Source organism: Roseovarius indicus (assembly GCF_008728195.1).
Lineage (GTDB): Bacteria > Pseudomonadota > Alphaproteobacteria > Rhodobacterales > Rhodobacteraceae > Roseovarius > Roseovarius indicus.
Genome location: NZ_CP031599.1, coordinates 362,148 through 383,114, shown reverse-complemented (window position 1 = coordinate 383,114; position 20,967 = coordinate 362,148). Strand labels below are relative to the sequence as shown.

Below are 20,967 nucleotides of genomic sequence, written 5' to 3'. Positions count from 1 at the left end.
CATCCCGGTTCTGGCGCAGAAACCCAGCTTTTGACCATCGCGGAAAAGCGGCGCAATGCTCCGACGTCCCTCGCAGATGCGCTCGACTGGCTCGATGACCCGAAGGCGCGGCTTCTGGTCAACAGCCGCTCGGGCCGGGCCGCGGTGCAGGTGCCCGCCACCAGCCTAATGCTGGATGATGGCACCATCGAGCCACGCCTCAGGCTGATCCGGCCGACCGAGGCCAGCACTGTCCCGGCCAAGCTGATGGAGGACACCCATTGGCTCGAGGCCGACCGCGCGGCCTTCACCGCCGCATGGAATTCCGAACTGGCTGAAGTGCCCGAGTTCTCGGAATCCACGCTGCACATCGTGGCGGGCCTGCTGCTGCCGATCTGGAAGCAGCTCCCCCAGGACGAAACCCGCGTCTACCGGCTGCAGACCGATGACGGTCAGCGCATCATCGGCCGCCGTGTCTCGCCCGCCTGGGTCGCGACCACGCTTGCGAGTGACGCGCCGACTCTGTCGGCGGCGCAGGTCCATGCCCTCGTTCTGGAGGGCAAGACCGTGGTGCGGCTGGCCGAGGGGATGGAGCTCCATCGGTCCCGCGTTATGGGCGTGAACCGGATCGAGCTCTCCGGGTTCACCGAGGCCGCCAAGGACCGGCTCAAGGCCGATGGCTTCTTCTCGGAGATTATTAGTTGGAAGCTTCGGCTGTTTTGCCCGACCGACGCCGATGGCGTCGCGATACTGGATCGTCTGCTTGCACGTTGTCCTGTCGCAAGGCTACATGATCGCGGAGGTTGTTGACCCATGTATTCCAAGACCGAAGACCTCGTGCGCGATCTGGCAGAAAATGCCGAAGGCGTCTGTCGTGCCTACCTTCCCGCCGGACGGCGGGAAGGATCCTACTGGATCGTCGGCGATCTGCAGAACAACCCCGGCCGGTCGCTCTTCGTGCGGTTGACGGGTCCTGCGTCGGGACCAGGGGCAGCGGGCAAGTTTACGGATGGGGCCACAGGCGAGCATGGCGATCTCCTGGACATCATCCGCGCCCGGACGGGGATCACGCGCTTCCCCGACCTTCTCGCCGAGGCCCGAGCGCATCTTGGCCGTCCGCAGCCGGTCGTCCCGGATAAGCAAGAGCCGAGGAAGGCCAAGGCGCCCGGTGACACTCCCGCGGCAGCGGCGCGATTGTTTGCTGCCTCGAACCCGATCACAGGCACGCTTGCTGAGACCTACCTCCGTTCCCGAGGCATCACCCAATTCGGGGCGAACGGCGCCTTACGCTTCCACCCGAAGTGCTGGCATCGGGAAGAGGGGCAGACCCGGAGCATCCCCAGACCGGCGATGATCGCCGCGGTTACCGATGGGGCAGGGGCCGTGCAGGGCGTGCATCGCACCTGGCTGGCGCCTGACGGACAGGGGAAGGCGGCAGTGAATCCAGAGCGTCGGGCTATGGGTCACCTCCTCGGCAATGCTGTCAGGCTCACCCCGCAGGATGACATCCTCGTCGTCGGCGAGGGCATCGAGACCATGCTGTCCCTGTCCGAGGCGGCCCCGAGCCTTCCCGTCTGGGCGGCGCTCTCGTCGGGACACCTCGGGGCGGTCCTGCTGCCGGAGGGGCTCCAGCGCCTCTACATCGCCATCGACCGCGATCCGGCCGGGCAACGTGCGGCAGGGAGGTTGAGCGCCAGAGCCTCCGAGGTCGGGGTGCGTGTGCGGGTGCTGGAACCGCGGCTCGGGGATTTCAACGATGATCTTCGGGCGAACGGCAAGGACGCGCTGCGCCAGCATCTGGCAGGTCAGATCGGGCCAGAGGATCAGCATCGCCTGTTGGGCTGAGCTGCATCGCGCAGGGGGTCTGGGAGTGCGGGGCAAGGGGGCTGCATCCCAGTCGTGGCTCTGGATCGTCGTCCTCACCCCATCCCGGGCCTTGCGCATCCACCCGTCACCCGAGCGGCCTTCAAGAGATGGGCAGGCCGTCAAAGCGGTTGCCCCTGCAAGGTCGGCAGGGAACCTATTTCCGCCGGCGGCAGAGCCGCCTTTGCATCGCGAGGCAAATAGCTTCCCTGCCGACCTCCTCCACGCTGTTCCGGCCCCGGTGAAGCCGGGGTGAAGCCGGGGTGAAGGGGCAACCGCCCGACGGCTCGGGTCTGCCCATGAAGGCCGCGCGGGATGACGCGCGGACGAGACAGGCCCGGAGGCAAGAAACCGATGACGATCCACACCCGCGACGAGACGTATGAACCCGCCCACAGCGATCCCAGACCGCCCATGCGCTCGACGAACTGCAGCTCTATGGCTACCGCCCCTTCGACGAGCCCGATCCGCGCCCTATGCCCGATGGGCAGCGCCTCGCGGTCGCCGTCGCCGACATCTTCGACGCCCTCGTCGCGACCCTGGAAGACACCCGCATGGAACCCGACCTCGAAGAAGTTCTCTGGGGCCAGGTCAACCTCTTCCACCGCGCCACGGCCCGGATCGAGCGGTCGCTCGATGAGAACGAACAGGCGCAGCGTCGCCTCCAACGCGAGCAGGACGGCTCCGAGGTGAAATCCGTCGAGCTAGAGCGCCTGACGGCCGAAGGCCTGACGCTGATCGAACGGCGCAACTGCATGGACATGATGCGCGATCACGCCGCCTCCGAGTTTGTCCAGCACACGGGATCAGCCTGGCGCCCCCGCACCGGATCGATGGTGAACCGTCAGCACATGACCGCCGCCCTGATCGACAGCCGCGACTTCCTGGCCGCCAAGCGCCGCGCAGAGACCGAGGTATGCTCCCCGCAGGCCCCAAAGTCGCCCTCACCGGTGGGACCGACTTCAACGATCACCGCCTGATCTGGGGTAAGCTCGACCAGGTCCGGACCAAGCATCCCGACATGGTCCTTTTGCACGGTGGCAGCCCCAAAGGCGCAGAACTCATCGCCGCCAAATGGGCCGAGGCTCGCAGCGTGACGCAGGTCGCCTTCAAGCCTGATTGGACCAAGCACGCCAAGGCCGCGCCCTTCAAGCGCAACGACGCGATGCTGGATGTGCTCCCGGTCGGGGTTCTTGTCTTCCCCGGAACCGGTATCCAGGAAAACCTCGCCGACAAGGCCAAGAAGCTTGGCATCCCGGTCATGAAGTTCGAGAAGGGGGCGTGAGCCCCCGACTTCAATCCGGGACAGAACATTGTGGAAACGTCGAAGAGCGCTTGATATTGTGGTCTGGAGAGAGGCGCCAACAACATGTTCGACATATCGCAGCAAATGGAAGTGTTCCCGACGACGGTCGATCTCAAGCGGATCGACCCGTCTCTCAACATGCGGCGCTTCTATCGAATGAGCGTTCAGCCAGACCTGTTTGGCGGCGCATGCCTCGTGCGGGAATGGGGCCGTATCGGGTTTCGAGGGCAGATGCTGATCGAACAGCATGAGGACGAGGGCAGGGCGGTCAACGCGCTCATGAAGCTTGCGGCGACGAAGAATCGGAGGGGGTATCAAGCGTTCGGGAACTCATCAGAAACGACCCGGAATTCGGTCGTCTTTATGGGCACCGCTGATTGTGATGGAAATGTTGACGTACTTGACGTAGGTGAGCCTCGTCGTTGAAATGCCCAATTCACACGGTCTTTCGCCTCGATCTGGAGAAGCTTCTTCGGCTACAAGCTCCGGACAAGGGTGGCCGCAAACGGGCCTGAGCAACGCACTTCCTCTACTCGCAAGTTGTAAATGCGTTTAGATCTGATTAATGAGAACATAGTAAGAACAACGCGATGAGCCCAGCGGTATCTAGATATGGAATTTGACTTCGAGGCAGAGCTCTCAAAACTCACTCGCGAGGAGCTAGAGCGCCTCGCAAAAAGCATGATGACGAGCGGCGTTGCCCTGAGCTTCCATGGGAAGCGCTCAGCAATGCAGATTGCCAAGAAGGTCCGTCCTCGTCAGACACGCCGGGAGCCCAAGCTCCATGTCGGTTCGCCTGAAGCGCAATCAAAGAACATGCTCATCGAGGGTGAAAACCTTCAAGCCATGGTAACGCTCTACAAGTACCGCGGGCAGGTAGACCTAATCGTCACCGACCCTCCGTACAACACTGGGCAATACTTCCGTTACAACGACCGTTGGGACAACGACCCGAACGACCCCGAACTTGGGACGATTGTGTCCAGCGAAGATGGGTCGCGTCACACCAAGTGGATCAAGGCAATGATGCCGCGCCTTCAAATCATGAAGGCGATGCTGAAACCTTCTGGTGTTCTTGCAATATGCATCGACGACAACGAGCTCTTCCACTTGGGGATGATGCTGGATGAAGTCTTCGGGGAGAAGAACCGGCTTGCCATTATTAACTGGCAGAAGGCGTACTCTCCCAAAGGTGGAAAATCTGTCTCTAAGACCACTGACTACGTTCTCGTCTACGCCAAAGATAAAGGGCTGGCGAAAATGGATCTGTTGCCTATTGATCGGTCTGGGTCGAAGAATATTGATGGAGACGATAGTGGGGATTGGATTCCAACTGACCCCTCAGCACGGCAAAATCGGGAAAAGACAGCTTACGCGATCCAATCGCCCTTCACTGGCAACCTTCATTACCCGAATGGCGAGTACGAGTATGACGGAAACCTTCCTGAGGCTCGTGCCCACTGGGTAAATTTCACTAAAGCCGAAGCGAAGAAGCATCTTCGAGAATGGGGTGTCGCGTATGTCGAGAAAGACCTCGGCGATGGCCGGGGCAACGCTCTTGTCCTTTCTGGGAGTAGCGTTGCACTTGAGGGCTATAATCCTGCGAGCGACCCAGTAGTTCAACTTGCAGCGAAGAAAGCGCTTGAGCGTCGGGAGAAGGGTAACTGGCCGAAGCTGTTCTTCCGTGATGATAGGAAGAGAAGGCCGGGGGCAGGGCGTCCTCGTCTCAAGACGCCTATTGATGTCGTCCGCGCTGGCATGATCCCTACAACATTCTGGGATGAGGAGTTCTATGAGACTCCTGCTGACGTGGGGTCAGTGACGTGGCCTCACGCTCAGTCAGGTCACTCGGACATGGCCAAGAAAGAGCTTGATGAGATTGTAGGCAAGGGTCACGCCTTCGATACTGTTAAGCCGCTCCGTCTGCTCAAGAAAATCATTCAGATCTGGTGTCCGGACAATGGACTTGTGCTCGACCCCTATGCGGGATCCGGTTCAACCGGACATGCCGTTCTGGAGCTCAACATGGAGCTCGAGGCAGACCGCCGCTTTATCCTTATTGAACAAGGTGCTCCTGAGAACGGCGACAAATATGCTAGAACCCTCACCTGGCAACGCTTGCACAATGCCGTCACAGGCAAGCGGCCAAATGGGAAGAAGGCAAAGCCGCTCGGCGGTGGCTTTGAATATCGCCTTCTTACCAAGACTATCGACGCCAAGACCGTTCTCACCATGCAGCGAGACGAGCTCATTGACGTTGTGCTCACGTCGCACTGGGAGAACCATAAGCGCTCAGCACCAAGCCTGAAGCGTGTAGATGACGAGAGCTATCAGTACTTGGTCGGTCTCGATCAGAATGAAGAGGGATACTTCCTCATCTGGGACAATGGTGGGCCGGTTGGCTCTCTGAGCCTCGACACCTATAAGAAGGTTGCCCTAGAGGCAAAGAAGGCAAGTATTGAGCCGCCATTTCATGTTTACGCTCGCTACGAGATGTTCCAGTCTCCTAACGTTCGCTTCTGGAAAATTCCGGACAAGATTCTGGCGGACCTCGGCCTGAACGAGAACGACGAATACAATAACGAGGACGAGCGCGCTTAATGGAGCTCATTGATTTTCAAGAACGGGCATCAAGCCAGATTGCCCAACGATTTTTTGACTATTCAGCTAACCCTTTAATGGTGGATCGAACGACGACGATCCCTTTTCTTCAGACGCTGGTTGCAATCACCGGCAGCGGCAAGACGCTAATGCTAGCGGATGCGGTTTCGCAGATGCGAGATGGGCTCGGTGTGGCCCCTGTTGTCCTGTGGATATCGAAGGGAAGGGTGGTGGTCTCTCAGACTTTCGAGAATCTCTCCTCGGGCAAGTACGCCGACAACCTTTCCGGCTTCAACATCGTGCCGCTTCTTGAAGTCGCTCCCGATCATTTGTCGAGCGCCGACACGCCCGTTCTCTTGGTGGCGACAGTCGGCAAGTTCGCTGTCGAGGATAGCTCGAGCGAAGACCGCAAAGTGCATCGGGCCCAGCTCGACCTTGCGGAAGAGTCTCTTTGGGATCAGCTGAAGAAGCGCCGAACCGAGAAGGGACAAAGGCGTCCGCTCATCATCGTGTATGATGAAGGCCACAATCTCTCGGACTTGCAGTCTGAAAGGCTGCTGGAACTGTCACCGGATGCGCTCATCGTTGCGAGCGCGACGCTTACCTTGCCGCCGCGCCTCAACAATGTCATGGGGCGGCTTCGCAATGATAAGGGTTGGAAGGACGAGGACTTTTCAACGTCAGTCTCGAGCAGAGAAGTTGTGCTCTCGGGACTTGTAAAAGAGCGTATCTCAATCGACGGCTATATTACGCCTCTCGAGCCAGCCTTGGATAACTTGCTTGCAGACCTGAAGATCGCGCAGGAAGTTACAAGGGATCACAAGCTCCCCTTCACGCCGAAGGCCATCTACGTTTGTTCAACGAACACTGTCGATGGGATGTCCATCGCTGAGGATTTGAAGAGACCGTTCAAGGACCGGCAGGCACGTCCCATTCTCATTTGGCGTCACCTTGTTGAGGTAGCCAAAATCAAGCCAGAGAAGATAGCAGTCTACTGCCAGCTCAAGTTCTCGAAGGACTCCCCCAAGCCTACTGAAATGCACCTGTTTGACGGCGGAGAGAAGGACTATGCTCGCTTCACGGCGGGAGACTATGAGCATGTCATTTTCAATCTTGGTCTCCAGGAAGGCTGGGATGATCCCGCTTGCTGCTTTGCCTACATCGACAAGGAAATGGCTTCGGCGCGGCAAATCACTCAGGTAATAGGCCGGGTTCTGCGCCAGCCAGGGGCTGTGCACTACAACGACCCAATCCTGAACACGGCGCACTTCCACATCCGAACGGATGAGAGGGGGGTCTTTGACGATATTCTGAGGGATATCCGCAAAGACTTGGCCTCTGAGCACCCCTCTATTGCGCTGGTGGTGAAGGATGAAAAGACGCGCGGTAAGCGCGATCGGATAGACCCCCAACCTCCGCGAACCATTCCTACGGTTGGAATCGAGAGCAGTCGCGCTCTGGAACCAATTTCGCGCATCGTCAAATCAATCATGGACTTTCGTTCGGACGCCCAAAATACTGTGGGTCAAGGAAGCCGGATGCAGGTGCTTCAAAAGGTAGGGGAAGAATCCGACGCTCAGTTTGAGTGGGTTGATGTCGAACATTCAAACCGCGTCACGGCGCGCTCTGTCTTCCGGCGAGAGATTCTGCGGAGCTATCCTGGCGGCCTTCGAAGGGCAGGGGGTCCTGTGAACCTCGTGGATATCGAGGAGCCAAAGTTCGATGCGATGATTGAGCTGAGCAGTCCTGCGGCGGATCACCTGCGCACCAAAGCTCAAGAAGTAGTTGCCGCGTATATCCAGCACTCGGTCATCTTCCAGAACGATGTAGATAGTCCCTATTCTGTCGGCCCGGTGGCTATCGATCCGAACTCCAATGAGGAGTTCAAGCGCTCACTCCACGGAAAGTATTCGGGCTTGAACCCGCTTGAAGCAAAATTCGCGCGCGCTCTTGATCGAACGCAGCGGGTTTGGGCGCGAAACCCGGTCGGCAGCGGCTACTCTCTTCCCCTTCTTCACGAGGGCAAGGCCTATTGGCCGGATTTCCTTGTATGGGTTGATAAGGCTGTAGTTGTAATAGACACCAAGGGAGACCACTTGCTTGTAGAGGCTTCAGCTTCGAAACTTTTTGAGATTGATGGAGCGGAAGCTGGAAAGCGTGTGGTGCTCCGGCTCGTGTCTGAGGGGCACGTCGAAATACAGAATGGTACCGTGCATAAGCGGGCCAAGACTGGCTTTACAGTTTGGGCATGGCGAAATGGACGGCTTCAACCCACGCATTGTGAGACCGAGAAAGAGGCGGTAGAGGCGGTACTCGTTGTTGATTGAACGGTAGCTCCATAATCTCCAGATATCATTTCTTGAACAGACCTTCAGATCTGAGCTTCAACCAGTACCTCGTATGGCGTCGCTCACCGGTTCGGCTGAACGCACCTTTCTCGACCAGGTCCTGCAGATCGCGGGTTGCGGTTGCACGTGAAGTTCCGGTGATCTTGAGATAGTTGTCGGCGCTGAGGCCGCCTTTGAAACCGCCAGGGCCTTCCCGAAACATTCGAGCGATGGCCTTGGCCTGGCGTTCGTTCAAGTGGTCTCTGTGACGATCGTAGAAGTGTGCCTTGCTGATGAAGAAGCCGACGCGGTCAAGTGTTGCCTGTTGAGCCTTCAAGACAACTTCCGCGAACCAGACGAGCCAATCGGTCACGTCGAGCGTTTTTTGATGCTGCTCGAGCTGGTCGTAGTATGCCTTGCGCTCCTTCTCGATGGTGAAGGCGAGCGAGATGAGGGTTGGCTGGCCAATGTTCTGCGCCAGCGACTTTTCAGCGAGGGCGCGACCCAGGCGGCCGTTGCCGTCTTCGAATGGGTGGATGCTCTCGAAATAGAGGTGGCCTAGCCCTGCGCGCGTCAGCGCTGGAAGCGGCTCTGCTCCCCCCGGCCCGGTCTTGTTGAACCAATCCGCGTATCGCTCCATCTCAGGTATGACCCGCTCTGAGGGAGGCGCTTCGAAATGGATCGTGGGCCGGTCGAGGCGGCCGGAAACGATTTGCATAGCCTCGGCGTGTTGTCGGTAGGCCCCGATGGTTTCCAACCGACGGTCATGGGATAGGAGCATCCGATGCCAGCGGTACAGCGTCTCGTGGCTCAGCGTGTCCGCAAAGCTGGAATAGACGTCGACCATCATTTCCGCGACGCCCTGTTCGCGCGGTTTGGCAGGGTAGCTGTCCGGATCGAGGCCCAGATGGCGGCGCAGCGAAGACTGGACACTGAGCCGGTCGAGGATTTCACCCTCGATGGCGCTCGTCTGCATCGCTTCCTCGCTGAGCAGTTCGATGCGGAGTTGCTCGCGCTCCGGCTGGCTGACATGATGGACCGCGCCGAGGATTTCTCCGGACGACAGCAGAAACGTCTGCTCAAACGGCTCCAGAGCGGAGGCGTCATACCGGAAATCCGGCCAATCGGGCAGCGTCCAGTTCCAAGCCATGAGTTATAGATATCCTTTCTATAACTCATACCTAGATCACTTTTGAGGTATAGAAGTCAACTCTATCGCTCAAAGGACCTGCGAGATGGGATGACCCACAAACCGACGCGAGGCTTTGAGCTAGGCCTTTTCAAGGTGCATCAGATCTTGCTGACGCGGTCTGGGGGTCTTCGGATCGACAGGGTTTTGTTCAGGCGCTTGAATGAATGGTTCATAGCGAACGTCCGCCATGGCGCCGTCGAACCAGGCAGGCTGCACGTCACCATTGTTCCATTGGTAAAGGTAGCCAACCAGATTTTCAGATGTCTTGCAGAGGATGCGCATGATCGGTTCGCCAGTCAGGCGGGGCTTCGTGTTCATAATGCGTTCCTCCTAAATGGACCTCGCAATTCGTCACTACTGAGGTCTGAAATTCCTGTTAGCTGGTGTTAGGACTAGGTTTCTGCAACTGCAAGATGAACCGTTCCGGGTGGGCGAAAATCCACCGGCGAAATGCAAGTTATCTTTTAAGATAGGTATCTTACGGTTCATGCGGCGATGCAGCGCGAACCGCAATTTCTTCCAAGATTTTGTCGATCTCGCCCCATATGCGTGGTTCCACTTGGCCGCGGATCAGAGCCCATTTACTCAAGACGTCGAGGGGGTCGTGGTCCCGGAGGAGAGTACCCAGGCTGGTCGCATCGACTGCCAGAGATGTCCGGGCCTGCCACCGCGTGTTTCGAGTGCGTCGCTCCTCCGCGACTGGGGCGAAGACCGGCGACAGTTGCCAGTCTTTGACTGCACGGCGCAGGGCGGCACGCACCACATGTGCTGGCTCAACACCACAAGTTTGCAGCGCTGCTTCCTGTCGTTCGAGTGCGTTGACCCTGATGTCGATCTTCCGGGTCGGGTTCAAAGCGCGCGCCGATACGGGAGCTCTCAGGCTGGTATGCGGGTCAGAGCTTTCCGCGGTGACTTGGTGCGGCGCCACGGCACCTTCCGGCACACAGTCTGACTCGTGCCGATCAGCGTCAACATCAGTGGCTGGGGTGCCTGTCGTGGTTGCTGTGACCTGTGCCTCATCCTCTTTCCCGGGAACCTCGCGGTCACCTTGTTGCAGGGTGGCGGCGTAGGCTGGGTCGGGCCTGGTGATGGTCGGGATCTTCTTGCGCAATCGACTGTCCTCACGCAGCAAGAATGTTGTTGAGGATGTCCGTCGCCTCCTCGAGCGCCTCGACGACATGACGTACATGTGGGCGCATCAGGGGATTCGGATCGGCTTGCTTTTCCAGTGCCAAGGCGTGGAGAAGCCCCTTCTGGTCCATCTCCTTGTAAGTGTTCCGTCGCATCATGACGGTCTCAATCACCGGAAAACGGGTGAGCGCTTCTTCAATCAGGGCGGCGTCAGCACGGGTCGTTTTCGGGTCGACCATGTTGAGGACGACGTGGTGGCGCGGAAGGCTAGAGGGGTCGTCAACACGGGATTTCAGTTTCTCAAACCAATCAGCAGTCTGCGCGCCGACATCGAAATCAGACGTTGACAGCATGACGGGCGTCACAATGTGGTCCGCAAGCACCGCGATGCCGTCTGACCATTCGGCACCGACCCCTGCGGTATCGATGAAGATGAAGTCTGCTGTGCCTGCCATGTAGACCTGATCGATCTGATCCTCGACACCCGCCACGCTTTCGACGGTGGCCGAGCAGAGAAGCGGCGAACTCAGCCCACCGGCTTCCGCCCGAGCATGCCAGGCCCCGAGTACTCTCGTGCTGTCCGTGTCGATCAACATCACTCTGCGTCCGGCGGCGATCGCGGCGCTGATCAAGGCGCGCGAAAGCGTCGTTTTTCCACTGCCCCCTTTCCGGGCCATCGCTGCGATCACCACAAGATTTTCGTTCGGCATTCTGGCCCTCCGCAAAAATAGTGAATCGCAACGATAATACCAAAGTGTCGCTAAACGCATGAGGCGGAGGGGTCAAGCAGAAGTCGGGATGCGACCCGCGTTTGGCATGCAGCGGGTGGCGTTGTGCGATGACCGTGCGACGCCTGCCGTGGCGCCTTCAGCATTCGCCGCGGGGCACCACACACCCTCCAAATGTCGGGATGCGCTTGGCGATGTGCTGCGGACGGACTGCAGGTGACGGATAGCGTGCGCCAGACGACGGGAGGCAGCCTCGCGTATGGCGTTCTGCAGGTGACGCGAGACGGTCAGCACGCAGCAAAACCCGTCTTGCGGGGTGCAAGAGACGGGGTGCAAAAGACGCGATGCGCGATGCGGGGACCGCATCGCGTGGTGCAATGAGCGCGAAGCGCGATCCATTTGACAAGGGACGGGAAATCGCCCCTGCAGGGCGATTTTCTACATTGAGTACAAGCCCTTATGGCCGACTCCACTTGCGTTGGGAGTCGGCGGGCTTGTACGAAGTTGGCAAGAAATAGGAACGTTAACTTCAAAATGCCCCGCCGCCGCAGACTGTCAGAGATCGAGCGATCGACCATCGCCCAGGACCGCCGGAACGGCGTCTCCGCGGCGTCGTTGGCAGCCCACTACGATGTCAGCCTGAAGACGATCTACAACGTGGTGAACCACTGGGGTGAGCGTCAGACAGCGAACGGCAGCCGATCGCGGGTTGTGGGGATCCGGGTCTCGGACGACGACCTGCGCCGGTTCGACGCGGCGCTGTCGCGGCGCGGGATTGCGCACCGCTCGGATGCCATGCGCCGACTGATGCTGGCGGCCGAAGGTGTCTTCCTGCCCGACGACGAGATGTGTGACGAGTTGCGCAATCTCGGCGCCGCGCTCAACCGGGTCGGCAACAACGTGAACCAGATCGCGCGACGTTTGAACGAGGCCAAGGTGCGGGGCGAGAGACTGTCCTACCCGGCCTCAAGTCACCGTGACGTCCGCGCCCTTGCGGGTCTGGTCTTCGATCTGGCCGATCAGGTCCAGGAGATGTCGCGTGCGCGGCGCAGCCTGCTGGACCTTGAGATCAGCTCTGCCTTGGCGGGCCTCGCCGAGAGGGATGAGAATGGCGCGGAGTGATCGGGCCCGGGGCATCGACCCGGCGCTCTTCGACCGCGGCTGGAGCCGGGTTTCGGGATCCTGGCAGGGGCTTTCCAAGGGCGCGCAGATGGTTCGGGCCGCGCGCGGCTATTCGCCAGCGATCTTCAAGGCGATCTCGAAAGGGGGCTGCCACACCGGGGCGCAGCTACGGGCGCAGCTCACATATCTCACAACAAAGTCGACCCATATCCTCGACAGTCGCGGCACCCATGACGGGAAGAAGCAGCTCTCGGAAGCCGAGATCAACCGAGTGGCGCGGCGGTTCGAGAACCAGTGGAACGAGCGCTACAGCCCCAAGCTTGGCCATACGTCGCATCTGCTGATGGCATTCCCGGTTGGGGCCAGGGGTGAAGAGGTGCGCGATATCACCCAGGCGGTCTGCGAGAGGTTCTTTCAAGGTGAGGGGTCGCAATTCGACTATATTGCTGCAATACACCAAGATCGCGCGCATCCACATGCGCATATCGTTCTGAACCGCCGCAGCAAGGATGGCGAAATGTTCTTTCTCGGGAAGGATCATCACTTCAACTACGACGCCTTTCGCGAGGCGATGGTCGAGGCGGCCCAAGTTCATGGGATCCGCCTCGAGGCGACGCGTCGTCTGGATCGCGGCGTCACGACCTACCGCGCCGAGATCGATGAAATCTACAAGGCTCGCGACGAAGGTCGTCCCCCAGTTGAGCGCCAGAGAACCGGCGCTGACCTGGGGGCCGCTCTGGAAACCGTCAGGCACAAGGCGTTGATCTACCGTGGGCTCGCGGCGGAGGCGTCACGTTCGAATTTCGACGACGTGGCCGAAGCGCTCGAGCGGGCCAGCACCATCCTTGCCAGTGGCGGTCAGATTCAATCTGACGGAGCCATCTACATGTCCCAAGACGAAGCAGCGTTCGACACGCTGATCACCGAGTTTTCTCAGAACATTCGCCAGATCGAGGCGGCGATCGACAGGGCGCCGGCGGCCGAGAGGCCGGTGATCGAGCGCAAGCTGACCGACGTTCTGGCCTCGGTCGCGCATTTGAACCCGCTCGGGGATCGCTCCGCCGCCCTGGTCGATGCCCCGTCCCGGGACGGCATCTATGCAAGGCCGAACTTAAGTGAAGATCACCTCGCGCGTCTTGACGATGGAGAGGTGGCACCAAAGCTGGCCGAGGCGTTGCAAGGCACGGGCATCGATGTCGAGGCTGTGGCCGCGCGCCTGCGGGAAGGGGCAGGCAATGCCGCACTGGAGCGCCAGTGGTTGGCACAGGATCTGCAGGGGATTGCCAAAGCAAGCGACCTAGATCTCGATAAACCTGCGGACCGGGAAGAAGCGCTCGACAAGCTGGAAGCCGTGCATGTTCGGTTGGGCGATGTCCTGACTGACGTGCGCGTCCTTCGCGCGCCAACCGAGATCGACGAGGTGGATGACGCTGAGGAAGTGCTCGGTGAGCGGTTGGCGGCACCAGGGGGTGATCTCGTGAAGGACGGGCCCGACATTTTTGCCCCATCGGAGCGGCAGGCGTTCAGGGCGCTGGTGGCGCAGTTCCGCCGGACGGATTTCGATCATCCGTTCTCCGACGACCCGTCTGTAAGGCGGGCCGGCGCCGTGGAGGTTGAAGAGGCCCGCGTCGCGTTCGGCGCCTATGCGCAGAGATCTCCGCAGCATGCCGAATTGGCCTCGATGGCCTGGGAACAGATGACTGACAGTCGAATGCCGCCGCAATATGCGGTATCGGCGCAGGACCGCACGCTTCATGCTGGCGACATGGACCTCGCCTTGCGGGATCCTTCGGATCATCTCGGTCCGATCACGGAAGAGCTCCGCACCCTCGCCCGATATCGCACGGAGATGTCGGATGACGAATTCGGGCAGGCCGTTAGGGGCGAAATCAACCACCTTCGTTCGCTCGGCGCGTCGCGTGCCTATATCAGCGAGCGCAGTTTCGAGATCGAGGACCAGGCGCGACAAGACTACGCCGAGCGCCGTTATCTGGAAGAGACCGCGCCAACGGTCATGGCCTTTGTGCAAAACGCCGACGTCGAGGGCCCGCTCTCCGAGTCAGAGCAGCAGGACATCGTCCGGCAGGTCAACGAACGGCTAAGCCCCGACGCAATCGACGCACTGCGGGCCGGTAACGCGGACGTCCTGGACACATTCACCGAGGATCCGCTGCGCCAGCTGGAACTCGCCAAGACCTATCTTCAAGGCAGCGAGGTCACCGCGCATGGCCCGGCCATGGAGCGCGTTCTCGATGCTCTGGCCGAAGAGCAGATCGAGGCGCAGCGCGCGCGCCACGCCGCGGCACATGGTGAGAAGGGGATCACCCATGGATAAAGGCAAGATTGCCTTAGGAGTGTTGAGCCTCGTGCTGGTCGGTCTCGCCATGGGCTATGTCGTGGCGACCGGCTTTGTCATGTTCCGCTATGGGCTTTCTCCCACGCGTTTCGACGTCACCCTGCTTGCCCGCGAATATCGGGGTCTGTCTCAGTCTGCGCCGAAGGACTTCCTCTGGGTGAACCTCATCCTTGGCGGCTTCGGCCTGGCATCGCTGATGCTGAGCGTCACGCTTCTGGGGGATGCATTGACCCGCTTCGGGACGACGCATTGGCAGACCCGCAGCGAGATGAAGAGGAACGGTTTCTTTGCCAAGCCCGGTGGCGGCTTCCTTCTGGGCAAGCTTGGCTCCCCGAAGTCCAAGCGCCCGTTCCTTGTCTCAAAAACCTTCCCCCACGCACTGATCGTGGCGCCCACGGGCCGCGGCAAGGGCGTGGGATTTGTGATCCCGAATCTGCTCACCTACAAAGGCTCTGCCGTGGTACTCGACGTGAAAGGCGAGAACTTCCGCGAGACCTCGCGCTTCCGCGCCAGCATGGGGGACAAGGTCTTCCGCTTCGCACCGACCGACTGGGATCGACCGACCCACCGTTACAACCCGCTGGCGCGCATCGCGGCCATGACCAACCCTGACCGGCAGCAGATGGAGCTAAAACTCACCGCCAAGCTCTTCCTGCAAACCGACAACGAAAAGCTGAGCGGGCTTTTGGCCGGGGGCATCGACCTTTTTGTGGCAGCGGGCCTTCTCGCCTTCGAGCGCGGCGTGCCGACCATCGGCGAGATCTATCGCATCACAGCCTCGGGGGGCGACAAGCAGAAGGAATACTTGAAGCGTTCGCAGGAGGTGAAGAACAAGTCGGCCAAACTGATCTTCGAGCGTATGGCATCGACCAACAATGACACCCTCACTTCCTACCTCTCCCTCCTGATGACATCGGGCCTCGACACCTGGGACAACCGCGCGATCGACGCCGCCACCGCGACCTCTGACTTCTCATTCCGGGAAATCCGCCGCAGCCCACATGCGATCTATCTTGTGGTCGAGTCAGAGATGATCCACCCGTTGGCTCCGCTGATCCGTCTCTTTTTCTCAGACCTGATCGCCTCGCTGCAGGCACAGGAGCCCGCGGACGATGAACCCTGGCCCGTGATGATCATGCTCGACGAGTTCGACCGGCTGGGGAAAATGCCGATCATCGCCGAAAGCATCAAGACGCTGCGCTCCTTCGGCGGAAACCTCGCCATCGTCACCCAGACCATCCCTGCGCTGGACGAAATCTATGGCGAGAATACCCGCAGGTCGCTTCAAGGCGGCGCGGGTGTGAAGCTCTACCTCACCCCGTCAGAGCAGAAGACGATCGAGGAGTTGAGCCAGGCCGTCGGCAAGACCACCAAGCGTGTGGTAACCCGCTCCCGCGCTGTTGGCCGCAATCCGTTCGAAGGGCGCAGCGTCTCAGAGCGAACCGAGGATACCCCGCTCCTGACAGAGGATGAGGCCCGACGCATGGATCTCGATGAGGTCATCCTTGTGATCGACGCGCAGATGCCTATCCGCGCGAGAAGGGTGAAGTATTTCGAGGACCCTGCCCTGAATGTGCTGCACGCGGGTCAATCGGGGAGCTTCCCGTATCCGGACGAGGATAGACTGCGGCGGGATCGGCAAATGTCCGAAACCCGCGAGACTGTAGAAAAGCTGAAGCTGGAGCTACAGGAGGTGCGGGCGTTGAATGTCGCGCCGGACGCGGACCCAAACGCGGCGAAGCCATCGAAGACTGATCCTTTTAGTTCAACGAAGGCCCGCGGCCGCGCGGCTCGTGCTGCTGCGAGCGGCGGTGTCCAGGATCAGCTGTCGCTTGATATCGAGGGATTGGGTATCACGAGCACAGACCGGACGGCGCTTGCTTCGGCAGTTCAGACGACGAGGGCGATAATTGCCGAGCACGGGTGAATTCTCAACTGCGGACCTTCGCGCAAGGCCCGGCGAATAGCGGTTCCGAGCCCGAAACGGACGGACGCTTCGGGTCGGCTGTCTTCAACCACTTCAACCAGGAACGCAGCCTCTCCAGACGAACTCTCTTCAAAGCCAACCGCGCCGCCGCTCTTGCCGAGTGGTGCGGTCTCTGCGCGGGGTAAGGGACAACCATCCTGACCCAATGGAGACTGGTTTGCGTTCGTCTGCCAGCGCCCGGCGAAGCGCTGTTCGCAGAGTACCGGCAAATTCTCCAAAGCATCAGGCGGGCGGCGAAGTTGGCCGCGTGACCGGCAGGCCGGTTTCCAGCTTTTCTGTCAGACGCTCCAGAAAGGCGTCGCATTCGGACAGTTCCGCGTTGGTCACGTATTCGTCCGCACGGTGGGCCCGAGAGATATCGCCCGGGCCGCAGACCAGGACCGGGATACCTTGTGCCGCGATTACTCCGCCGTCGGTTCCATAATCCACCTTGCCGGCTGGCAAATGCGCGCCGAGGGCTGCAAGAAGTTCTGTTTCCGGCCCGGGCGCGATGTCGAAGCCGGGATAGCGATTGAATTCTGTGATCTGCACGGCAGCCTCGGGCCTCGTGTCGCGTGCTTTTCCGGCGATCTGCGCGGCGAGGGCGTCAATTCGATGAAGGAGGCCGTCAATGTCTTCCTCGGCGAGGTGGCGGATCTCGAATTCGAGCGTCGCGGTTTCGGGGATCATATTGAGGGCGCCGCCACCTTTGAGGCTGCCGACATGAATGGTCGAGTAGGGCACGCCGTAGCCTTCGGCTCGAGGGCCTTTCGCGGCGATGCCTTCCTGCATCACTCTGAGCGCGGAAACCAGATCGCAGGCGAGATGCAGGGCGTTGACATGGCCGGGGGCGCCGGCGGAGTGACCGGCCGACCCGCGGAACTCGATCCGGCGAGAGACCTTGCCCTTATGCCCAGTCACGATCTGCATTCCGGTCGGCTCCCCTACGACACACAGATCTGGCAGGCCGATTGTTTTTTCGAGTGAACTGACCATCTGAGAGATTCCAACGCAGCCAGCTTCTTCGTCGTAAGAGAGAGCAAGCTTGATTGGCTGTGCAAGGCGACGGCGCGATGCGTTGGCCATTGCGCGGATAGCGGCGGCAGCGAAGCCCTTCATGTCCGAAGTACCGCGACCGAAGATCCTGCCGTCGCGTTCCGTGGCGACGAAGGGATCGGTCTGCCAGCTCTGGCCGGTCACCGGCACCACGTCGAGATGCGCCGAGAGCATGATGCCGCCGGGACCCGCAGGTCCTGTGGCCGCGAAGAGACCCGCCCGCCCTCCGCCGGGCGCCTCGATCCGATGACAGGCGATGCCGAGAGGCGCGAGCAGCGAGATCGCATAGTCGGTTATCGCGGTGTAGTCCTCGGAGGTGAAGACCGACGGGAACGCGATAAGCCGCTCGAGGATCTTTCCGGTTTCCATCGGCCTACTCCGCCCGCGCGTAGGGGATGCGAACCTCGTCCTTCCCGCTCATGCGCAGGATGCGGCCGTCTTCGACCAGCACGTTCGGCTCCATCACGGTCCGGCCAAGCAGCGTCCCCTCCCTCACGACGAGGGCGCCCAGATAGATCGCGGCGCAGACGTGCCGGCCGGAGAGGATCAGCGGGTCCGTCGTTTCGACCAGTGTCGCGACGCCGTCGGGTCCAAGGATGACACGGTGGGCGTCGCCGCCGGCCAGCGGCGTGCCGGCCCGCACCACCGCGTGACCCGCGATGGCATGCGGCGGCGCCATGACACCGAGGGCCACGGCGGCGACGAGCGGAGCAAGTTCCGCAGCCGGCGTGATCGCGTTGTGAAGGACGGCCACCGATGCCCCTTCGGCATTGAACATCGCGCTGCCGAGGTCCGGCCGTGCGGCGACAAGCTGGCTGTTCCGCGCGGCAAGTCCCCGGCGGGGTCCAAGCGCGATCATCCCCGCGTCGATCAGGGGGGCGCGCTCCAGAACCAGGTCCAGCGCTTCTTCCGCGCTCCGTCCCTCCGCCATCGCCCGAAGGACCGCCTCGTTCACCGGGCGTCCGTCCGGCCCCGGCGTGTTCGGCAGGCGGTGCCCGGTGACAAGCCCGGTCTCCGAGGCCGCAAGAAACTGGAAAAGCGGCTCGGGCCGGTCTGGCCCGCTCGACATCAGCGCGGCAAAGGGGGCCGTCGCGACCTGCGCCGGCGGCGGCGTTCCGGTGGTCTCGCCCTCGGTGAAAAGGGTCGCGGTGCCACCGCGCTGCGTCTCGGCACGGAAGAGCCGACCGTCTGCCGTCAGTGCCGCAAAAACGGCGAAGCCGCCGATGGCGCCGTCGCCCACAGCCTCGGCTGCGGCGAGCGCGCGGAAGACGGCCAGCCCGGCATTGGGCCCGGCGGCACCGATCCCGACCGTCATGCCGCCAGCTCGCGCGCACGGACGTGGCAGGCCACGCCATGTCCCGGCGCAACGGCGCGGGTCTCGGGCATGGCCGTCGCGCAAACGTCCTCGGCAAGCGGGCAGCGGGTCCGGAATGGGCAGCCGGAGGGGGGATCGATGGGGCTCGGAACATCCCCCTTCAGCACGATCCGCTCCCGGTTGCGCAAGGCGGGATCGGCGACGGGAACGGCGGATAGAAGCGCCTGCGTATAGGGATGCTGCGGAGCACGGAAGATCCTGTCGCGCGGGCCGCTCTCCACCAACCTGCCAAGGTACATGACCGCAACGCGGTGGCTGATATGCTCCACCACGCTCATGTCGTGCGAAATGAACAGCATGGCCAGGCCCATCTCCTTTTGCAGCCGGATCAGCAGATTGATGACGGACGCCTGGATCGACACGTCGAGCGCCGACACCGGCTCGTCGGCGATGATAAGATCGGGTTCGGTCACCAGAGCGCGGGCGATCGAGAGCCGCTGCCGCTGGCCGCCCGAGAACTCATGCGCGAAGCGGCTCATCTGGTCGGGCCGAAGACCCACCTTGCGAAACGTCTCGGCGACGATCCGGTCCTTGTCGGCACCGGAGGCCAGGCCGTGGATCGTCAGCGGCTCACCGACGATCGCGCCGGCCGTCATGCGCGGGTTGAGCGACGCGAACGGATCCTGAAAGATCGTCTGCACCTTGCGCCAGATCGGCTTCATGCCCGACCGCGACAGCGGCGCGATATCGTACCCGTCGATCAGGATGCGTCCTTCGGTCGGGTCGTGGAGCTTCATGATCGTCTTGCCCACGGTGGACTTGCCGCAGCCCGACTCGCCGACCAGAGCCAGGGTCTCGCCGGGCCGGATCTGCAGCGAGACGCCGTTGACGGCCGCAAGGAACTTCTTCGGGCCGAACAGGCCGCCTTTGACCGGAAAGCGCTTCACCAGCGCGTCGAGTTCGAGGATCGGAGCGTCGGTCATATCCGGCCTTCCAGTTCGTCCCAGTGCCAGCACGCACTGAAATGTCCGGGTTCGGCCTCTTCGAAAGGCGGACCCTCGGCGCGGCATCTGTCGGTCGCGAAACGGCAGCGGTCCGAGAAGCGGCAGCCGGGCGGCAGCGCGTCGAGCGCGGGGACCACCCCGGGGATCTCCGCAAGTTCCGCGTCCCCGACGGGCCCCGCATGGCCCAGTACCGGAAGCGAGCCGAGCAGGCCGAGCGTGTAGGGATGTTTCGGCTTGGCGAAGACCTTCTCCACGCGTCCTTCCTCGACCTTCCGGCCGCAGTACATCACGATCACCCGATCGGCCATTTCGGCCACGACGCCCATGTCATGCGTGATCAGCACGATCGAAGCGCCTGTGCGGTCGCGCAACTCCCGCATCAGTTCCAGGATCTGGGCCTGGATGGTCACGTCGAGCGCGGTCGTCGGCTCGTCCGCGATCAGGACGCGCGGATCGCAGGACATGGCGATCGCGATCATGATCCGCTGAAGCATGCCGCCGGAGTACTGGTGAGGATAATCCTTCAGCCGCGCCTCGGGTGCGGGAATGCTGACGCGGCGCATCATCTTTATGGCGCGCTTCTCGGCTTCGGCCTTGCCCACGCCGAGGTGCTGCATGATGCCTTCGGTCATCTGCCGCCCGATCGAGAGGACCGGGTTGAGCGAGGTCAGAGGCTCCTGGAAGACCATCGACAGACCCGCACCGCGAAGCTTCCGCATCTCCCGGTCCGGCAGCGTCACCAGATCCCGGCCTTCGAAGAGGATCCGTCCCCCGGCGATGTGGCCCGCCGGATAGGGCAGAAGGCCCATGATCGACAGCGAGGTGACGCTCTTACCGGACCCGGATTCTCCCACGATCGAGAGAATCTCGCCCTTTCTGAGGTCTAAGGACATGCCGTCGACGGCGCGCACGCTGCCCTTCCGGCTCCGGAACTCGGTCGACAGGTTCTGCACGGACAAGACCGTCTCGCCCGTCGCCGTCGCGGAAGCTGTGCGCTCCGTCTCGGCCATATCGGTCATGT

General features: G+C 61.4%; 15 protein-coding genes and 3 pseudogenes. 10 read left to right on the top strand and 8 right to left on the bottom strand.

Translation table 11 applies throughout. The features are described 5' to 3' along the window. Positions 1-30 precede the first annotated feature (30 nt). The 6 genes and pseudogenes from RIdsm_RS30955 (at position 31) to RIdsm_RS28105 (ending at position 8,076) form a co-directional block, all read left to right on the top strand. Positions 31-789 (top strand): hypothetical protein, encoded by a 759-nt coding sequence (locus RIdsm_RS30955; protein ID WP_420854137.1) that lies wholly within the window; start codon positions 31-33, stop codon positions 787-789. A 3-nt stretch (positions 790-792) separates the two neighbouring features. Beyond that, entirely contained in the window at positions 793-1,824 is a 1,032-nt protein-coding gene (locus RIdsm_RS28125; protein WP_057820977.1) for a DUF7146 domain-containing protein, read from the top strand. Positions 1,825-2,196: 372 nt separating this feature from the next. Next, positions 2,197-3,127 (top strand): annotated as a pseudogene (locus RIdsm_RS28120) (DUF2493 domain-containing protein). Between the two features lie 84 nt (positions 3,128-3,211). Beyond that, positions 3,212-3,469 (top strand): annotated as a pseudogene (locus tag RIdsm_RS28115) (WGR domain-containing protein); the annotation flags it as partial. A 291-nt stretch (positions 3,470-3,760) separates the two neighbouring features. Further along, positions 3,761-5,749, top strand: coding sequence for a site-specific DNA-methyltransferase (locus tag RIdsm_RS28110; RefSeq protein ID WP_057820981.1), 1,989 nt, complete (start codon positions 3,761-3,763; stop codon positions 5,747-5,749). After that, positions 5,749-8,076: a DEAD/DEAH box helicase gene (locus tag RIdsm_RS28105; protein ID WP_057820982.1), complete on the top strand. Its 2,328-nt coding sequence runs from the start codon at positions 5,749-5,751 to the stop codon at positions 8,074-8,076. Before RIdsm_RS28110 ends, RIdsm_RS28105 begins: the two co-directional genes overlap by 1 nt. 25 nt (positions 8,077-8,101) lie before the next feature. Here the strand turns inward: RIdsm_RS28105 and RIdsm_RS28100 are convergent, their stop codons facing one another. From RIdsm_RS28100 to RIdsm_RS28085, 4 genes are all read right to left on the bottom strand, one after another. After that, complete coding sequence (locus tag RIdsm_RS28100; protein ID WP_057820984.1) at positions 8,102-9,226, bottom strand: Fic family protein; 1,125 nt, start codon at positions 9,224-9,226, stop codon at positions 8,102-8,104. Between the two features lie 120 nt (positions 9,227-9,346). Then, positions 9,347-9,586, bottom strand: coding sequence for a hypothetical protein (locus RIdsm_RS28095; RefSeq protein ID WP_057820986.1), 240 nt, complete (start codon positions 9,584-9,586; stop codon positions 9,347-9,349). A 160-nt stretch (positions 9,587-9,746) separates the two neighbouring features. Next, entirely contained in the window at positions 9,747-10,379 is a 633-nt protein-coding gene (locus tag RIdsm_RS28090) for a hypothetical protein (protein ID WP_057820989.1), read from the bottom strand. 10 nt (positions 10,380-10,389) lie between these two features. Beyond that, positions 10,390-11,109, bottom strand: a complete 720-nt coding sequence (locus RIdsm_RS28085; RefSeq protein WP_043872326.1) for a ParA family protein — start codon at positions 11,107-11,109, stop codon at positions 10,390-10,392. 552 nt (positions 11,110-11,661) lie between these two features. On the opposite strand from RIdsm_RS28085, the gene mobC reads away from it, so the two are divergent. The 4 genes and pseudogenes from mobC to RIdsm_RS30665 form a co-directional block, all read left to right on the top strand. Next, the gene (gene mobC, locus RIdsm_RS28080; protein WP_057820990.1) at positions 11,662-12,249 is read left to right on the top strand and encodes a plasmid mobilization relaxosome protein MobC; all 588 of its coding nucleotides are present in this window, start codon (positions 11,662-11,664) and stop codon (positions 12,247-12,249) included. Then, positions 12,236-14,584: a relaxase/mobilization nuclease domain-containing protein gene (locus RIdsm_RS28075; RefSeq protein ID WP_057820992.1), complete on the top strand. Its 2,349-nt coding sequence runs from the start codon at positions 12,236-12,238 to the stop codon at positions 14,582-14,584. The genes mobC and RIdsm_RS28075 overlap by 14 nt, the downstream gene beginning before the upstream one ends. Then, entirely contained in the window at positions 14,577-16,532 is a 1,956-nt protein-coding gene (locus RIdsm_RS28070; protein ID WP_057820994.1) for a type IV secretory system conjugative DNA transfer family protein, read from the top strand. Before RIdsm_RS28075 ends, RIdsm_RS28070 begins: the two co-directional genes overlap by 8 nt. Before the next feature lie 74 nt (positions 16,533-16,606). Continuing rightward, a pseudogene (locus RIdsm_RS30665) lies at positions 16,607-16,717 on the top strand (IS6 family transposase); the annotation flags it as partial. 97 nt (positions 16,718-16,814) lie between these two features. Here RIdsm_RS30665 and argE read toward each other — a convergent pair. Genes argE through RIdsm_RS28045 form a run of 4 tightly spaced genes read right to left on the bottom strand, consistent with a single transcriptional unit; the run spans position 16,815 to position 20,965 of the window. After that, a complete protein-coding gene (gene argE / locus RIdsm_RS28060) occupies positions 16,815-17,996 on the bottom strand; it encodes an acetylornithine deacetylase (protein ID WP_057820997.1) in 1,182 nt (393 codons plus the stop codon). 4 nt (positions 17,997-18,000) lie between these two features. Beyond that, the gene (locus tag RIdsm_RS28055) at positions 18,001-18,942 is read right to left on the bottom strand and encodes a DUF6963 family protein (RefSeq protein WP_057820999.1); all 942 of its coding nucleotides are present in this window, start codon (positions 18,940-18,942) and stop codon (positions 18,001-18,003) included. Then, the gene (locus RIdsm_RS28050) at positions 18,939-19,925 is read right to left on the bottom strand and encodes an ABC transporter ATP-binding protein (protein ID WP_057821001.1); all 987 of its coding nucleotides are present in this window, start codon (positions 19,923-19,925) and stop codon (positions 18,939-18,941) included. The genes RIdsm_RS28055 and RIdsm_RS28050 overlap by 4 nt, the downstream gene beginning before the upstream one ends. Beyond that, positions 19,922-20,965: an ABC transporter ATP-binding protein gene (locus tag RIdsm_RS28045; RefSeq protein WP_244955870.1), complete on the bottom strand. Its 1,044-nt coding sequence runs from the start codon at positions 20,963-20,965 to the stop codon at positions 19,922-19,924. Before RIdsm_RS28045 ends, RIdsm_RS28050 begins: the two co-directional genes overlap by 4 nt. Positions 20,966-20,967: the final 2 nt, after the last annotated feature.

What these genes read in the sequence shown, in the direction of transcription:
- argE (WP_057820997.1), bottom strand. Translation starts at nt 17,996, where the DNA reads ATGGAAACCGGAAAGATCCTCGAGCGGCTTATCGCGTTCCCGTCGGTC.
- RIdsm_RS28070 (WP_057820994.1), top strand. Translation starts at nt 14,577, where the DNA reads ATGGATAAAGGCAAGATTGCCTTAGGAGTGTTGAGCCTCGTGCTGGTC.
- RIdsm_RS28075 (WP_057820992.1), top strand. Translation starts at nt 12,236, where the DNA reads ATGGCGCGGAGTGATCGGGCCCGGGGCATCGACCCGGCGCTCTTCGAC.
- RIdsm_RS28125 (WP_057820977.1), top strand. Translation starts at nt 793, where the DNA reads ATGTATTCCAAGACCGAAGACCTCGTGCGCGATCTGGCAGAAAATGCC.
- RIdsm_RS28050 (WP_057821001.1), bottom strand. Translation starts at nt 19,925, where the DNA reads ATGACCGACGCTCCGATCCTCGAACTCGACGCGCTGGTGAAGCGCTTT.
- RIdsm_RS28045 (WP_244955870.1), bottom strand. Translation starts at nt 20,965, where the DNA reads ATGACCGATATGGCCGAGACGGAGCGCACAGCTTCCGCGACGGCGACG.
- RIdsm_RS28105 (WP_057820982.1), top strand. Translation starts at nt 5,749, where the DNA reads ATGGAGCTCATTGATTTTCAAGAACGGGCATCAAGCCAGATTGCCCAA.
- RIdsm_RS28100 (WP_057820984.1), bottom strand. Translation starts at nt 9,226, where the DNA reads ATGGCTTGGAACTGGACGCTGCCCGATTGGCCGGATTTCCGGTATGAC.
- RIdsm_RS28110 (WP_057820981.1), top strand. Translation starts at nt 3,761, where the DNA reads ATGGAATTTGACTTCGAGGCAGAGCTCTCAAAACTCACTCGCGAGGAG.
- RIdsm_RS28095 (WP_057820986.1), bottom strand. Translation starts at nt 9,586, where the DNA reads ATGAACACGAAGCCCCGCCTGACTGGCGAACCGATCATGCGCATCCTC.
- RIdsm_RS28055 (WP_057820999.1), bottom strand. Translation starts at nt 18,942, where the DNA reads ATGACGGTCGGGATCGGTGCCGCCGGGCCCAATGCCGGGCTGGCCGTC.
- mobC (WP_057820990.1), top strand. Translation starts at nt 11,662, where the DNA reads ATGCCCCGCCGCCGCAGACTGTCAGAGATCGAGCGATCGACCATCGCC.
- RIdsm_RS28085 (WP_043872326.1), bottom strand. Translation starts at nt 11,109, where the DNA reads ATGCCGAACGAAAATCTTGTGGTGATCGCAGCGATGGCCCGGAAAGGG.